This is a genomic window from uncultured Capnocytophaga sp. (assembly GCF_938029845.1).
In the GTDB taxonomy this organism is placed as follows: domain Bacteria; phylum Bacteroidota; class Bacteroidia; order Flavobacteriales; family Flavobacteriaceae; genus Capnocytophaga.
Genome location: NZ_CALHGG010000039.1, coordinates 1 through 12,988 on the forward strand (window position 1 = coordinate 1; position 12,988 = coordinate 12,988).

A 12,988-nucleotide genomic window follows, 5' to 3' on the forward strand; every position below is an offset into this window, starting at 1 on the left:
ACAAGCGCCATATAGCTACTTTGGAGGTACTATTAAGCTCATTAAGGGCAGGCTCTTGTGTCTTGGCTTGGTAGATGAGTTCTTGTATTTCTTGTATCGTTCGTGCCATGGTTAGGTTTTAAAAGGTTAGCCTCCTACTACAAAATCAAGGTTAATCGCCCAAATACTGATACCCTCAAGGCGTTCCAATACTTGTTTGTCTTCTTTGGTGAAAGCTGTAGCAGGCTGTATATTCTTGGCCGTATAGTAGGCTAATATATCTTTGTTGGTGGTGGTAGCCTCTACAAGAAGGGAAGCTCCTGCCGTCATATCATCGGTAACGCTCTTTCCATTGAGAACGGCCAACTCAAAGATACGCTCAATGCCACCTGTATGCTGTAGAGCGAGGTCTAATAGACTTTGATTATGTAATATTGTTATGGTCATATTTATTTGCCTGCGGTAGCTCACCGTTTACCATTGAGTTGCTTGTATTTTTTAAGTTCTGCTAAAAGTTCCTCTACGGAAGCCTCCAAATCCTTAATGCGGGCATTGGCTTTTTTGAGTTCCTCGATTGCATTGGCATACTTAGCCCCTAAGTCTTCTATCATCTCTCGGTATATCTTCACCGCTTTATCCACATTGTCTAATTCATTGGTCTGTAACTCCATTTGTTGCTTTGGGCGTCCAAAAAACCAACCTGCCAAGCCTGATAGTACCATTCCTAAGAATGATATGATGTGTTCTTTAAGTCCTTCTAATATCCAATCCATTTTTTAAGTTTTTAATTTTGAGTTACTAACCGCTTAGCTTATTGTCCCCGTTCCTGTACTGGTAGTGGCTCCCGTATAAGCTCCTGCCTGTAGGGTGATTCCTGCTTGTACCGTTACCTCGCCACTTTTGACGAGTGTAACAATAAGGCTTGCTAAGCGTTCGGCGTACTCTTCTATGCTCGGTTCGGTTTTGGTGAGCATATCTTGTTGTAAGGTGATAATGCCTTGTTTGAGTTGTTCTTTGTTTAGTGCCATAGGTTAATTTGCTAATTATATTGTCCATCAACTAATAATTTACCTCCCTCTTGTAGGGCTACATTGTTAATTTGCATACCATCATACTCTAATTGTTTCTTTATTTCAATAAGTACTTCTGTATAAAGGTCATCGGCAAGTATTTGAGCTATACCCACCCCTACTTCAGGATGTTCTTTCCACTCGCCTTTTTCGGTAGAGAGTATAGCCTTTTGTTGTTGATTATCGGAGTACCCCACCTCAAAATCACCTGACAATAGGCACAAATCATTATTATCATCTATAAGTATATCTTTCATTAGTTTGTCTGTAACTGGTTTATACTATTGATAGCCCTAAGTAGTTCCTCCTTCACCATTGCTCCAAAATTCTCTACTCCTTCACGGACAGATGATACATATACCTTAGTATCAGTGCCTACATTGCCTATCTGTATATTAATATGCGTTTGTCGGGTACCTCCTGATACGATGTTGTCCTTAGTTTTTGCTCCTTCTCCTGTTAAAGCTGTAGCATCTCCTGTAATAGGGCTTATACTTGATACAGAACTGCTTTCAGTTTTCATACCCAACTTGCCCATTAGTCCCTCTTTTACTTCCTTAAAGTTCTTAAACTCTAAAGAGTCCCACGCCTTGCCAAGAGCTTCTTTAGCTTTGGCACCTGCCTCGCCTGCTTTTTTATAGCCCTCTGTGACCGATTTGGCACGCTCCTGCAAGTCGTTTTGTATCTTGGCAATCATCGCTTGATTCTCGGTACTATCACCTAAACCAACGGCTTCTTTGAACTTATACCAAGCAAGCTTACAGGCATCTATACCCGCCATAAAAGCATTGACTGCTGTATTCCAATGAGCCTGATAAGTAAGGATAAAAGCCTCCCAACTATATTTCATGCCTTGTATGGTATATTCCCACGCCTTACCCCAACCACTTACCCCTACAATGCAATAGGCAATCATAGCAATAAGAGCTATAATACCAGCTATTACCCATGTGATAGGATTAGCTAAAAAGGCCAGGTTCGTCTTAATCACTGCCCAGGTAAGCCTATTTTGCCAAGCTGTAGCAATAGCTGTATAGGTATTGTGTAGTATCAATGCTGTGGTGAATATGCCTATAGCTCCTGCAATACCCCATATAACGGGATTCCCTTCTTGAAACTTCTGAATAAGCCAACCTATACCTCCCCCTATACTCTCAAAGACGGCGGACATAAAGTCTACCAAAGGGCCAAGCATAGGGCTAATAGCTTCATATACTTTCAGAGCAAGCTCGGTGATAGAATCCATCATCTTGTTGAACTTACCGCTAAGGGTTTGTCCCGCCTTTTCTGCACCTTGGTAGAATAGCCCTTGTTTATCGGTTGCCCATTCAAAGGCTTGTGCGAGTTCCTGTGCTGAAATCCCCCCTTTACTCATTCGCTCCTTGAGCTTGGCCATACTTTCCCCCGTACGTTCGCTTATCACTTGTAAGGGGTTGAAGCCTGCATTAATCATCTGCATTAAGTCCTGCCCTTGTAGCTTACCTGCCGAGGTGGCTTGTGCAAAAGCAAGTGATAGACTTTGCATTTTCTGTGCATCACCCATAGCAATATCACCTATGTTCTTGAGCTTGCCAAAAGCAAACTCAGAAGAAAGTCCGAAGGACATCATTGTCTTCTGTGCTTCAATAAGCCCAGCCTTATCATAGGGTGTTTTTACTCCATAATTGGAGAGTTGAGCATATAAGGCTTTAGCTTTTTCTACATCGCCACGAAGCAAAGTAGTGATATTGGCTTGTTGTAGGTCTGCCTCCATACCCTTTTTGATACTTCCCCCTATCACGGCTCCCGCCAATATAAGAGGGTTAGTAGCTATTCCAGGTAGGCTGTTTATTGCATCAGAAAACCACGTCTTTATTTTACTACCATTGAGGGTTTGCAATTTGGTAATACTACGCTCTAACTTGTTTATCTCGCTATTGTACTTGCGAATAACAGCCAAGTTTTCTACGGGCAATAAGTCTCTTTCGGCTTTGAGTAAGGCTATTTTCTGTTGCAAAGTATGTACTGAAGTCCCCATCTGAGCAAAGCCTTTAGCTACTTTTGCTTGTGTTGCCTGTAGCTCGCCAAATTTATCCAGCATAGTGTCGTTAGTTACACCAATTTTTTGTAACTTTGCACTGACTAAATCTTTAAGTGTTAATGTATATTCTAAAATATTTGCCATGAGAGTCTTATTGTTTTTCTTTAACATCCTTGCCTCTATAGGCTTATTGCTCCTAGTTGGTGCGGGATTTTTCTATGGGGCTGCCCTTTTTTGTGTGCCTTTCTATGCTACTTATAGGGCTTTTACCGAGAAGGAGCCCAGTACTAAGAGAAAATACACCACTACAGCTATTGCTAGTGCAGTTTTCTTTTTTCTTGTAGCAATACTTGCCCTTATGCTCTCCAAAGGAGCCGAGCAAGCAAAAGAACGAGAAAGACAAAGACAACAACAAACTACCTATACTACTTGTATTGTTCCTTCTCCTTTTGCCTAAGCCATTCAAGCTCCTTTACTCTCATAGCCCACTGGGTATCGGAGAGGTCGTCGGGATTGGCAATGTGCATATAATAACGCAGTGAGGCGTTGGTGATACGAAGCCAATCCCGTCCCTCGTCTATTTCCGCATCACTTAGAGCTTTTCCAAGGTAGCCTCTTTGATTTGTATAAGGTCGGGTAGTTTGCTACTTACGGCGAGAAACAACTCATCGTTTGTTTTTATTTCCTCATCACCACCCAACCAACAATTGTTGAGAATTACCTCATTAAATTTTAGTGGGTCTTTGGTTGCCAAGGTTGAAGCATAGCTAAGGGTTTTGCGGTCGGGGGTACGCAAGTATACCTTTTTGTCTTCTACACTAATTACAAAGATGTCTTTGTATTGATTTTTCCATTCTTGGATTTGTTCTTTAGTTATCATTTAAATAGTTTTTAAAAATTGTTTAATTGCCTGTGGGAGCTACCTATTATGACTGACGGTCTACATCGATGAAGATAATAGGTAACTCTACAATCATATTCTTATCACCCTGCTTCATTCCTTTTTTCACCTCGGTAAACTCCACATGTCTTAGAATGTCAGTTACTATCTGTCCACCATCTAAAGGAACATAAGAAACGACAAGGTCAAAGCTAAGCCCTAGTATATCTTTACTGGGAGCATCGCGGGTCATTGCCTCAAGCTCACTCTGCCAAAGGCTCATTTTACCTTCATAACTGTAGTTTCCCGCCGCTACTCCGTGAGGTTTGCAACCTCTACCATAAAGCAAGACTTTCTCTCGCTTTTCGGCATATTCCACCTCCGTAACTCCTATAAGGATACGCCCCCCAAAAGCGATAGAGATGTCACACCACGAATATTGTTTGCTATCGAATGTTACCATTTTTTCTAATGATTAATTATTAATGATTAATTACCTTAGGAGGTAATTGTTGTAGTAAAGCCAATATTTACCTCTATAAAGTCAGCATAGCCCACAGGTAATAGTTTGATACCTATCACCACTTTACCCGTTTGTAGCACACGTTGTGTGGGGTCTATATCAATTTTTACTGCCGAAAGCTCGCCCTGCGATACCATTTGGCTTTGTAGAGTACTTTCAAGTTTGGTTTGCCAACTCTTTATAATAGCAGGGTGAATACTGCCATCCTTAGATAGTAACACCTCGTCGCTGAGTTCCTCTACCAGCACTCCATAGCTTAGGAGCATAGCCTTGTCCATTACCAAGCCGTTGCTAAGGCTCTTAAAGTCGTCAGTGGTCTTAGTTAGCGTATTATCGCCCGAAAAATAATAACCAGAGCGACCTACGAAAGTGCGGAAAAAGATATATCCTTTATCGTCTATTGCATCCCATTGGTCAGATTTGCTGTCTATAGTTGTGCCGTCAGTAAAGTAAGCTACTAAGGGCAATACATTGCCATCTTTCACACGGTGAATTTTGCGCTGTACGGGTATTTTTGTGATTTTACCTAAAAAAAGTCCTATAGCTGCATCTTTCTCTTTGTCATCATTGGCGATAAAGCAAGCCACTTTGTTAAGTTCGTTTTCCGAGAAATTAGTAAGGTCAGCTACTTGTCCATTCCAACGGTTGCCCGATACTACTACCCTAAAAGGCATATATTTCTTTTCAAAGTGCTCTGCAAGGGCTTGACCTTTCACTACAGCTGTTTGTACATCAGCATCTAACCCCGCAGTAATGGTTTCACTACCTGTTGCTTTTTTCACTACCCCAAGCACACGGATAGCTCCTCTGGCATCAGCTATGAGAGTTGGGGCAAAGACACCATCTTTGTCAAGCATTGCCGTCATAGTAGTGGCATCTGATACGAGCATTACCCATAAAGGAGTACCCGTTGGAGCTTGGTTATAGAAAGCTTTGATATGCTTGTAGGCAAAGGGGTTTTGAGTTTCTGATATACCCAAAGCTACAGCTTCTTTGAGCGAGAAGACCTGGTACGACTTGCCCAGCTCTACTTTGCCACTCACCGTAACTCCCGTTGCAATGAGCCCAGTAGTCTTTTGTATAGCCGTAGTTCTGCCTAAGCCATCTTTGGCGATATTAAATAATACTTTAGGTAATGCCATTATGCTTGGTTTTTAAGGGTTTCTATTCTATCCGCAAGGAGGGATAGTACTTCTGAGCGGTTTTGTTCGTTCTCTTCCTGTAGAATAAGAGTTTCTAACAAATCTACATCTTCTATGGAGGTGATAGCTTTTTCCAACTTCTTTTTACCTAATTGTAATATATCAGGACTTGTAGGATCTACATCTCCCGTTTGCTCATCATCTGATTCGTCCAATAAGTCGGAAGAATTATAGCTCTCCACAGTGCTATCATCTAAGGTTTGTGCGTGGTTTTGTGCATCTTTCTTTAGTAAGAAGAGGAAACCATCGGAGGTAGCAAAAAGCTCTTTTGCCTCTTTGTTATTTTCAAAATATTGTTTTGCTTTTTCTGCTGTTGTCATTGTATTCTGTTTTAAAGTTAATATAGGAGTAGGGTGAGATGTGGATACCATTGAACTCGTCCTCTCACCCTACTATATTCCTACAATATAGCTCCTAAGTATTTAGGTGTTCTAGCTCGAATTACCCCTACTAAGGCACGCTGTGCAAAAGAAAGAGTATCAGCTTGTAGTCCTGAATCATGGAGAGTCGGGTACATCTTTACATCACCAAAGCAACGGAACACCTCGTCGGTAACCCACATAAAGGAAGCACGCTTATCGGTATTCTCCTTAGTTGCACCAAAAGGCTTTTTCACACCCGCAGAAGTATACAGAGGGTTTTGGCTGTATCTAAATACATTAATGTCATATATCTTTTTTTCATTAAGTATTTCCTTGTGCAAACTCTTATCCTCCTTACGAATGCGAGCAAAATGTTCTGGAGTGAAGCATATATTAACCCCTTCAAGGATATCATTCTCCTCCATAAACTGTTTGAGGTCTATGATAGCGTCAATCACGGAGTCAGAGCTTGAAAGATTCAATACCTTATTCCAAGCGTCGTCTTGTTTGGGTGCCCAAGCGTAGGCAGCACGTTTGCCCATATTCTTAGCTAAAGAAATACGGTGGCGTTTTATTACGCTAGAGCGTCTGTCATAGGAAAGTTCAATCTCTTGTAAATCTCTATGGCGTGTTTGCTCAGTGGAATAGGTATGTAGTACTACTTCATTGTCTATATCGGCAATATCAGTAACAGGTAGCGGGTTATTAGCTGTAGCAAAATAGTCTTCGTGTACCGCAGGTTCCACTCCTGCTTCAGCAAGGTGTAACTTGTTATGCTCTACATATTGAGACAAGTCTACACTTTGAAAGACAAACGAATTATCTGGAATAGGGTTTTCTTTTATCCCTGCTATCCATACTTCCGTTTGCAAACCCGCCATAGCAACTCCACTAAAAAGGGACGGAGCTATGTATTGGGCTATGGTGGAAACTGCCACAATGGTAGTGGCTACCACAGGGACTGAGGCTCCCAACATGGGGGCAACAAAAAAGGAGGCAATAAGTGCCAATAATGCATTAATGAATAATGCTTTTAATGATAATCTCATACTTTTTAATTTGTTTTTAAAGGGTTATTAAATTACTATTTGGTGTAGCGTACACCCTTAGCATACTCTTTGGCTAAGCGGGCATACTCTTCGGGCTGTTCGTCCCTAAGCTGGCGGAGCTTTGCAGGGTTGTATTTTTGCAAGTAGTCAAAACTCTCATCGGTAGTAGCTCTTGGTTTTGCTCCTGCTCCCAACACTACCTCACGTACGGCGTTAGTCTTTCCTCGTTGTGTATTCTCAGCTTCTTTGTCAGCTACAAGTTTAGAGAGTACCGCTTTTTGTCCGTCAAAATCGGCTTCAAACTGCTTTAGCTGACTTTCTTTGAGGGCTTCTGGGATAAGTCCTAATTGCACAGCTTTGTCTACCAAGGTTGTAGCTTCGGCAGTGCGAGTTTCGTTAATAGTCTTTTTCAAAGCTACTATTTCGGCATCTGCTTTTTCTTTAGCTGTTTTGAGGTTATGTAAGGCACTTAGTACTGCCTCCTCTTTTACATTGTCGCCCATACCCAAGGCAAGGGCTATCACTTTAATATCCATATTATTTGTATTATGTGTTACTATTTTTTTAAGCTGAAAGGGCTTGCCGTCTTTGGATAATTTGAGAGCATTGTCGTTGCCCCCTATATCTACAATGGAGATTTCCACGAGCTTACAAGCAGTTACTGTTTCATATACTTGTCCTTCTAAAAGATGATGTGGATCAGCAGATACTTCTTTGATTTCGGCAAACATTGAAGCCATACGTATATAGCCACGTTCCACTTTGCCAGCTATCTTCTTAGCAAACTCGTCTTGCTCGTCAAACTCTACTTCAGCTATAAGGGTAGTCCCTTCTTTGTAGAGCTTTGTACAACGCCCAATGACTTCACTACCCTTGTTACCATATCCATCTCGCTCGTGCATAAATAGTACCACGGGGTTGCGCATGTATTGTTGGTAGTCAATACCTTCTGTAAGGATACGGTATCCATAGCTATTTACATTCTCGGTATTGATGATAAATTGGTGCTTCATTGGCTTCCTATTTTGGGTTAATTTCTCAATTCGGGTGCAAAGGTATTGCAGGTTTTACGGCGGGGAAAATCGGCGTACAAACCTTGTACTAATTCTGTACAACCATTGTACTGGTTTTGTACAACCATTGTATAAGAATTTCGCTACTTCCCCCAATACCACGAACTTTGCAACGAAAAAACAAAGAAGTATAATGGAATTTGACCTCAAAGAACTCACTGCACGAGCATTTTTGGATTATGTAGGCCAAGCCTTTCCCTCGTGGTGGGCTAATAACAAAACAAAATATGTACTACCAAGCCTCTCGAATATTAGTGAGGCTCGTAGCAACGGAAGTCAGTATTTTATGACACTTAATGTAGCCGATAAAGCAGGCGTGCAAACGCTGTTTCCTAACGAACCTTTAGTGAGCTTTTCACTCACTAAAACCATTGTAGAGACGGCAACAGTAGGCAGACACCGCAGGGGTAAGGTAAAAGAGTACATCGCTACTGAAGACTGGCAGATTACCATTAAGGGGCTTTGCATAGACCCAAACAACCCCGACTTGTACCCTACTGCACAAGTACAAAGCCTTAACCGCTTGTTTGAAAAGAACGAAAGTCTGGAGGTCATAGGTAACAAACTCTTTACCCTCTTTGATATTCGTAACATCGTGCTAAAAGATATTAGTTTCGAGGCTATGGAGGGCAAGGAGGGCATACAGAAGTACACCATCAAAGCCGTGTCGGATATGGACTTCTATGCCGAATTAGACGAAAAACGAACCCAACTTAACAACTTATACTAATGTTCGTATTACAGGCAATTATAAAGATAGGTGACTATACTTTTAAGGCAGTACATAGCGTGAAGATCACCAAATCGGTAGACGAGTTAGCCGATACCTGTACGATTGAACTTCCTACCCACTTTAAAGTAGCCAAAGGAGGTGATAGGCTCTACACGGAAAAAGCTATCAAAGCAGGCGATAAGGTGAGCGTTACCCTTGCTTATGAGGGGGTATATAGCGGAGTGGAGTTTGAAGGATATGTAAAGAAAGTTAAACCGAGCATTCCCGTAAGCATAGAGTGTGAAGACGCTATGTATTTGCTTAGACGAAAAAACATCAACAAATCGTGGCAAAAAACAACTCTTAAAGAAGTATTGCAGGAGGTAGTGAAAGATACTCCTATTGCCTTGGCTGATAATATACCACAAATGCAGTTAGACCAATGGCTTATTCGCAATGCCAATGGTACACAGGTGTTGGATAAGCTCAAAGAGGAATTTAGGCTAAGTATCTTTATTAATGATGAGGGCAAGCTATATGCAGGGCTTTCGGAGCTTACTAATATAGGGCAAACAGCACGCTATGACCTCAATTATAACATTGTGGCGAACGATTTGGAATATCGTACCAAGGACGAACGTAGGCTAAAAGTACAATATACCTACATTGACAAAAATAATAAAAAGAAAACTGTAGAAGAGGGTGATCCTGATGGTGAGCTGAGAACATTTCACACTTCTGTGGTGAGTGATGAAGCAAAACTACGGGCTATGGCACGAGCAGAAATGGAAAAACTAAAGTATGACGGCTTTGACGGCTCTATAACGAGCTTCTTAGTCCCTTTCGCCACACGTGGTATGCAGGCACATATTATTGATAAAGAACTGAAAGAGATAGACAAACGCTACTTCATTAAGAAGGTAGAAACTACCTTTGGTCGCAATGGGGCACGCCGACAAATAACTATAGGAGCAAGATTATGAGTATAGATAGAGAATTAGCCGAGGGGCTTCGTAAGTTAGGCAAACGCAAAACCCCTACCATAGCCGTAGAAGTAGTATCAGTAGACAAAGCGCAAGGCACGTGTGAGGTGAAAGACGATGAGCTACAATATACTGTGCGTTTAGCTTCGGTGATTAATGATAACACCGAGCGTTTTTACCTCTTCCCAAAGGTAGGGAGTAGTGTGTTGATTGCTTCGATAGGGGAAGACGAAAACCGCTATTATGTGGTAGCTTATAGTGAGATTGAGAGCGTGAGCCTACGAATAGAAGACACTCAGTTTACCATAGACAAAGCGGGGGTACATCTGCAACGCGGGGAAGTAGATTTTAAAAGCCTTTTAAACGAGCTTTTAAATGAGCTTAAAACAGCTATCATACAAACCCCTGCAGGAGTTGGGAATTTTGCCCCTAACAACGTGGCAAAGTTTGACGAGATTAATAACAAGATAAATGAATTACTACAATAGATATGGCACGATTGACAGCTGTAGAGGCAGATTATAAAAGGTCGCAAGGTAAAGAACTTTTTACTAAGGGTTTTAGCATTGCCAATATATCGGAAATGATAGGCATAGGTATTAAGACACTTGGCAAGTGGAGAGAGGAGGGCAAATGGGACGATGAGAAAGAACTACAAACACTCAGACCTTCCAATATTCGCAAACTCACCCTCAAGTGTGCGCAGGCTATTGAGCGGGGTGAACCCTTGCCCTATAAGGCGGACGATATTACTAAAATTGTTGCCGCCTTTGACCGTATTACTGACCATAATAAAATAGCAGTATATACGATGGAGAGCCTTGACGGCTTCTCTAACTTTATCTTAGAGAAAGCAGGGCAAAGCACGGGTAAAAAGCGTGAGGCCTATATGAATACGATCAAGGAGATACGCCCTTACTTTGATATGTACATAACCGAATTATTACAGAAAGGAGATGACTAAAACAGAACTCAAAGAAGCCAAAGAGCGCTATTTTGCAAAGTCGAAAATGATACGAGAGCTTACCTATGAGGCTATACAGAAGGAAACAGCGGATGAGCAAGAAGCACGTATCAAGCGACTTTTAAAACCCGAAAACTATGGTGAGTTTTTCGATTACTATTTCGGGCTTGACAGTGGGTTACCCTTGGGCGATGCCAAGACACCTAAGTTTCATATTGACGACTATATTCGTTTGTACAAGGACCCATTTATACGCCAATTCAGAAAGAAATTTAGGGGTGCAGGTAAGTCCATACAGTCCAATGTGGGCAATATATGCCATCTCAAACAGAACAACCTTACCTTCTTTCCTATCCTTATAGGGGCTAACGAGGGCTTGGCTAAAATACTACTGTCCGACTTACAAGCACACTTGGAGAACAATCAAAAGTTTATCAAGGACTTTGGCTTGCAACTCTCTTATGGGGATTGGTCGGATGGTGATTTTCAGACTACAGACGGCAAGCACTTCAAAGCCTTGGGACTTAACCAACCTTTCAGAGGGTTACGTTTTGGTATGTATCGCCCCGACTTGGCTATTTTGGATGATATAGAGGACTTAGACCGTGCCAAACGCCCCGATATGATAGAGAAGTATGGTAAAAAAATAACGGGCGACTTGGTGAAGGCTTTTCACCGCAAGCGAGGAAGGCTCATCATCAATAACAACTATATCGTCAAAGACGGCATATTGGATTACCTCTATGACAAGTGGAAGGATAGCCCACACCTGCACGACTCGGTTACGAATCTTGCTACTGTGAATATCACCCGAGAGAACTATATGGATGTAGAGTGGGAACCATCGTGGAAAGAGCGAGATACTAAGGAGGATATTATTCGTATCCTAATGAATGATGACTACTATACCTCACAGCGAGAGGATTTCAACAACCCTATTGAAGAGGGCAAACTCTTTAAGGCGAAAGATATTGCCTTGGTACACATAGCAAATAATGAGGCTTGGGACGGATTGCTTGACCATTGGGACTTATCTTACACCGCTACGGGCGACTATAAAGCGGGGGTACTCATTGGTATCAAAGGTATTAAGTTGTACGTGTTGGAAGTCTTCTGCCAAAGGTGTGAACTTAATGCAGCTATGGAAGTACGTGCCCAATGGGTAAAGAAGTACCTCAAAAAAGGCTATAACACTATGGGATTCTTTGATGCTACTATGGCGCAGAAAGCCGTCTATACCCCTATTATTATGCAGAGTGCCGAGGACAATGCTTGCCCTAATATCCCTATTGGTTTGCACCAAGAGGGTGACAAGCACAATCGCATTTCAGCAGGTATTACCAATGCGCTCTTTCGCAAAATATTGTACTGGGACGAGAGTCTTCCCAAGCGTTCAGAACGTGACTACAACGCTTTTATTAAGCAGGTGCTTTCCTTTGAAAAAGGGACTACCTCACACGATGACGCCCCCGATACTTTAGAGCGTGCCATTACCCTTGCCCAACAATATTTTGGCTATTCCGAAAACCCTTTACAAAGCGGGCGACCTTTTATTGCTAAACACAAAAGACGTAGCATATAACCTAATTATTCACCTAAAATAAGCCCGTGCGGCTCGCACTATGACTCCAAGAAAAGAACTATTTGTAAAAGTAAAACAAGCCCTTGCTACCATTGAAGGTATTGAGCTGATAGACCTGCAACGCGGTCAGTTTGACAACCCCGAAAATGGCTATCCCGAAATATGGACAGCTGCACTCATACAAGTAATGCCTATCACATACGAGACGATGACCCAACACGTGCAAGAGGGCGAGTGTGAGTTTCATATAGACTTCTATTGCAAAGACGGATGGACAGACCAACACTTAGGCACTGCTGACTCCGAAGAGGGACTTATGGAACTGGATATATTGGACAAAATCACCGATACGATACAATTCCTACAAGGCGAGCAGTTCAAACCCGTACAGCAGGTGCGAGAGGAGGAATTGCGCTTAAGTGATGACGGCATTATGAGCTATCGCATAACCTTTACCACTCATATTTATAGGCGCACACCCTACCCCTATACGGGTAGAAGATTGCAAATCGCAAGTCATTAATCATTAACAACTAATCATTAGTAACGTGTATTTAACCAAAGAAGAACTCAAAACCGTAGCCACCAA

General features: G+C 42.0%; 18 protein-coding genes and 1 pseudogene. 7 read left to right on the plus strand and 12 right to left on the minus strand.

Annotated elements, in window-relative coordinates; genetic code table 11:
- The 6 genes and pseudogenes from Q0625_RS14935 to Q0625_RS02970 all read right to left on the minus strand — a co-directional run.
- Positions 1–109: pseudogene (locus tag Q0625_RS14935) on the minus strand (nucleotidyltransferase); the annotation flags it as partial.
- A 17-nt stretch (positions 110–126) separates the two neighbouring features.
- Positions 127–426, minus strand: a complete 300-nt coding sequence (locus tag Q0625_RS02950; RefSeq protein WP_298823406.1) for a hypothetical protein — start codon at positions 424–426, stop codon at positions 127–129.
- A 20-nt stretch (positions 427–446) separates the two neighbouring features.
- A complete protein-coding gene (locus Q0625_RS02955; RefSeq protein WP_277012700.1) occupies positions 447–752 on the minus strand; it encodes a cell wall anchor protein in 306 nt (101 codons plus the stop codon).
- A 33-nt stretch (positions 753–785) separates the two neighbouring features.
- Positions 786–1,007 (minus strand): hypothetical protein, encoded by a 222-nt coding sequence (locus Q0625_RS02960; protein ID WP_298823407.1) that lies wholly within the window; start codon positions 1,005–1,007, stop codon positions 786–788.
- An 11-nt stretch (positions 1,008–1,018) separates the two neighbouring features.
- Positions 1,019–1,306 (minus strand): oxidase, encoded by a 288-nt coding sequence (locus Q0625_RS02965; RefSeq protein ID WP_298823408.1) that lies wholly within the window; start codon positions 1,304–1,306, stop codon positions 1,019–1,021.
- Positions 1,306–3,129 carry a tape measure protein gene (locus tag Q0625_RS02970; RefSeq protein WP_298823409.1) on the minus strand — a complete coding sequence of 608 codons (1,824 nt, stop codon included), beginning with the start codon at positions 3,127–3,129 and terminating at the stop codon, positions 1,306–1,308. The genes Q0625_RS02965 and Q0625_RS02970 overlap by 1 nt, the downstream gene beginning before the upstream one ends.
- 82 nt (positions 3,130–3,211) lie before the next feature.
- On the opposite strand from Q0625_RS02970, the gene Q0625_RS02975 reads away from it, so the two are divergent.
- Complete coding sequence (locus tag Q0625_RS02975; protein ID WP_298823410.1) at positions 3,212–3,526, plus strand: preprotein translocase subunit SecG; 315 nt, start codon at positions 3,212–3,214, stop codon at positions 3,524–3,526.
- A gap of 135 nt (positions 3,527–3,661) precedes the next feature.
- Here Q0625_RS02975 and Q0625_RS02980 read toward each other — a convergent pair whose 3' ends face one another.
- The 6 genes from Q0625_RS02980 to Q0625_RS03005 form a co-directional block, all read right to left on the minus strand.
- Positions 3,662–3,949: a hypothetical protein gene (locus tag Q0625_RS02980; RefSeq protein WP_298823411.1), complete on the minus strand. Its 288-nt coding sequence runs from the start codon at positions 3,947–3,949 to the stop codon at positions 3,662–3,664.
- 46 nt (positions 3,950–3,995) lie between these two features.
- Positions 3,996–4,412, minus strand: coding sequence for a hypothetical protein (locus tag Q0625_RS02985; RefSeq protein WP_298823412.1), 417 nt, complete (start codon positions 4,410–4,412; stop codon positions 3,996–3,998).
- 35 nt (positions 4,413–4,447) lie between these two features.
- Positions 4,448–5,614 carry a DUF2586 family protein gene (locus Q0625_RS02990; protein ID WP_298823413.1) on the minus strand — a complete coding sequence of 389 codons (1,167 nt, stop codon included), beginning with the start codon at positions 5,612–5,614 and terminating at the stop codon, positions 4,448–4,450.
- Complete coding sequence (locus tag Q0625_RS02995; RefSeq protein ID WP_298823414.1) at positions 5,614–5,994, minus strand: hypothetical protein; 381 nt, start codon at positions 5,992–5,994, stop codon at positions 5,614–5,616. The genes Q0625_RS02990 and Q0625_RS02995 overlap by 1 nt, the downstream gene beginning before the upstream one ends.
- Before the next feature lie 80 nt (positions 5,995–6,074).
- Positions 6,075–7,085 (minus strand): hypothetical protein, encoded by a 1,011-nt coding sequence (locus tag Q0625_RS03000; RefSeq protein WP_298823415.1) that lies wholly within the window; start codon positions 7,083–7,085, stop codon positions 6,075–6,077.
- 35 nt (positions 7,086–7,120) lie between these two features.
- Positions 7,121–8,098 (minus strand): HK97 family phage prohead protease, encoded by a 978-nt coding sequence (locus Q0625_RS03005; RefSeq protein WP_298823416.1) that lies wholly within the window; start codon positions 8,096–8,098, stop codon positions 7,121–7,123.
- A gap of 193 nt (positions 8,099–8,291) precedes the next feature.
- Between Q0625_RS03005 and Q0625_RS03010 the strand changes: the two genes are divergently transcribed.
- The 6 genes from Q0625_RS03010 to Q0625_RS03035 are packed head-to-tail and all read left to right on the plus strand — an operon-like array spanning position 8,292 to position 12,922.
- Positions 8,292–8,888 (plus strand): DUF6046 domain-containing protein, encoded by a 597-nt coding sequence (locus Q0625_RS03010; protein ID WP_298823417.1) that lies wholly within the window; start codon positions 8,292–8,294, stop codon positions 8,886–8,888.
- On the plus strand, positions 8,888–9,853 hold the full coding sequence (locus tag Q0625_RS03015; protein WP_298823418.1) for a late control protein: 966 nt from the start codon (positions 8,888–8,890) through the stop codon (positions 9,851–9,853). Before Q0625_RS03010 ends, Q0625_RS03015 begins: the two co-directional genes overlap by 1 nt.
- Positions 9,850–10,341 carry a hypothetical protein gene (locus tag Q0625_RS03020; RefSeq protein WP_298823419.1) on the plus strand — a complete coding sequence of 164 codons (492 nt, stop codon included), beginning with the start codon at positions 9,850–9,852 and terminating at the stop codon, positions 10,339–10,341. The genes Q0625_RS03015 and Q0625_RS03020 overlap by 4 nt, the downstream gene beginning before the upstream one ends.
- Positions 10,342–10,343: 2 nt before the next feature.
- Positions 10,344–10,817 (plus strand): hypothetical protein, encoded by a 474-nt coding sequence (locus tag Q0625_RS03025; RefSeq protein ID WP_298823420.1) that lies wholly within the window; start codon positions 10,344–10,346, stop codon positions 10,815–10,817.
- On the plus strand, positions 10,810–12,399 hold the full coding sequence (locus Q0625_RS03030) for a hypothetical protein (RefSeq protein WP_298823421.1): 1,590 nt from the start codon (positions 10,810–10,812) through the stop codon (positions 12,397–12,399). Before Q0625_RS03025 ends, Q0625_RS03030 begins: the two co-directional genes overlap by 8 nt.
- Before the next feature lie 40 nt (positions 12,400–12,439).
- Positions 12,440–12,922: a hypothetical protein gene (locus Q0625_RS03035; protein WP_298823422.1), complete on the plus strand. Its 483-nt coding sequence runs from the start codon at positions 12,440–12,442 to the stop codon at positions 12,920–12,922.
- The last annotated feature ends 66 nt before the right edge of the window (positions 12,923–12,988 follow it).

Excerpts from the sequence above, each read along its gene's own strand:
- Q0625_RS02980 (WP_298823411.1), bottom strand. The coding sequence starts at position 3,949 with ATGATAACTAAAGAACAAATCCAAGAATGGAAAAATCAATACAAAGAC.
- Q0625_RS03030 (WP_298823421.1), top strand. The coding sequence starts at position 10,810 with ATGACTAAAACAGAACTCAAAGAAGCCAAAGAGCGCTATTTTGCAAAG.
- Q0625_RS03010 (WP_298823417.1), top strand. The coding sequence starts at position 8,292 with ATGGAATTTGACCTCAAAGAACTCACTGCACGAGCATTTTTGGATTAT.
- Q0625_RS02950 (WP_298823406.1), bottom strand. The coding sequence starts at position 426 with ATGACCATAACAATATTACATAATCAAAGTCTATTAGACCTCGCTCTA.
- Q0625_RS02985 (WP_298823412.1), bottom strand. The coding sequence starts at position 4,412 with ATGGTAACATTCGATAGCAAACAATATTCGTGGTGTGACATCTCTATC.
- Q0625_RS02960 (WP_298823407.1), bottom strand. The coding sequence starts at position 1,007 with ATGGCACTAAACAAAGAACAACTCAAACAAGGCATTATCACCTTACAA.
- Q0625_RS02990 (WP_298823413.1), bottom strand. The coding sequence starts at position 5,614 with ATGGCATTACCTAAAGTATTATTTAATATCGCCAAAGATGGCTTAGGC.
- Q0625_RS02995 (WP_298823414.1), bottom strand. The coding sequence starts at position 5,994 with ATGACAACAGCAGAAAAAGCAAAACAATATTTTGAAAATAACAAAGAG.
- Q0625_RS02970 (WP_298823409.1), bottom strand. The coding sequence starts at position 3,129 with ATGCTGGATAAATTTGGCGAGCTACAGGCAACACAAGCAAAAGTAGCT.
- Q0625_RS03025 (WP_298823420.1), top strand. The coding sequence starts at position 10,344 with ATGGCACGATTGACAGCTGTAGAGGCAGATTATAAAAGGTCGCAAGGT.
- Q0625_RS02955 (WP_277012700.1), bottom strand. The coding sequence starts at position 752 with ATGGATTGGATATTAGAAGGACTTAAAGAACACATCATATCATTCTTA.
- Q0625_RS03020 (WP_298823419.1), top strand. The coding sequence starts at position 9,850 with ATGAGTATAGATAGAGAATTAGCCGAGGGGCTTCGTAAGTTAGGCAAA.
- Q0625_RS03005 (WP_298823416.1), bottom strand. The coding sequence starts at position 8,098 with ATGAAGCACCAATTTATCATCAATACCGAGAATGTAAATAGCTATGGA.
- Q0625_RS02975 (WP_298823410.1), top strand. The coding sequence starts at position 3,212 with ATGAGAGTCTTATTGTTTTTCTTTAACATCCTTGCCTCTATAGGCTTA.
- Q0625_RS03015 (WP_298823418.1), top strand. The coding sequence starts at position 8,888 with ATGTTCGTATTACAGGCAATTATAAAGATAGGTGACTATACTTTTAAG.
- Q0625_RS03035 (WP_298823422.1), top strand. The coding sequence starts at position 12,440 with ATGACTCCAAGAAAAGAACTATTTGTAAAAGTAAAACAAGCCCTTGCT.
- Q0625_RS02965 (WP_298823408.1), bottom strand. The coding sequence starts at position 1,306 with ATGAAAGATATACTTATAGATGATAATAATGATTTGTGCCTATTGTCA.
- Q0625_RS03000 (WP_298823415.1), bottom strand. The coding sequence starts at position 7,085 with ATGAGATTATCATTAAAAGCATTATTCATTAATGCATTATTGGCACTT.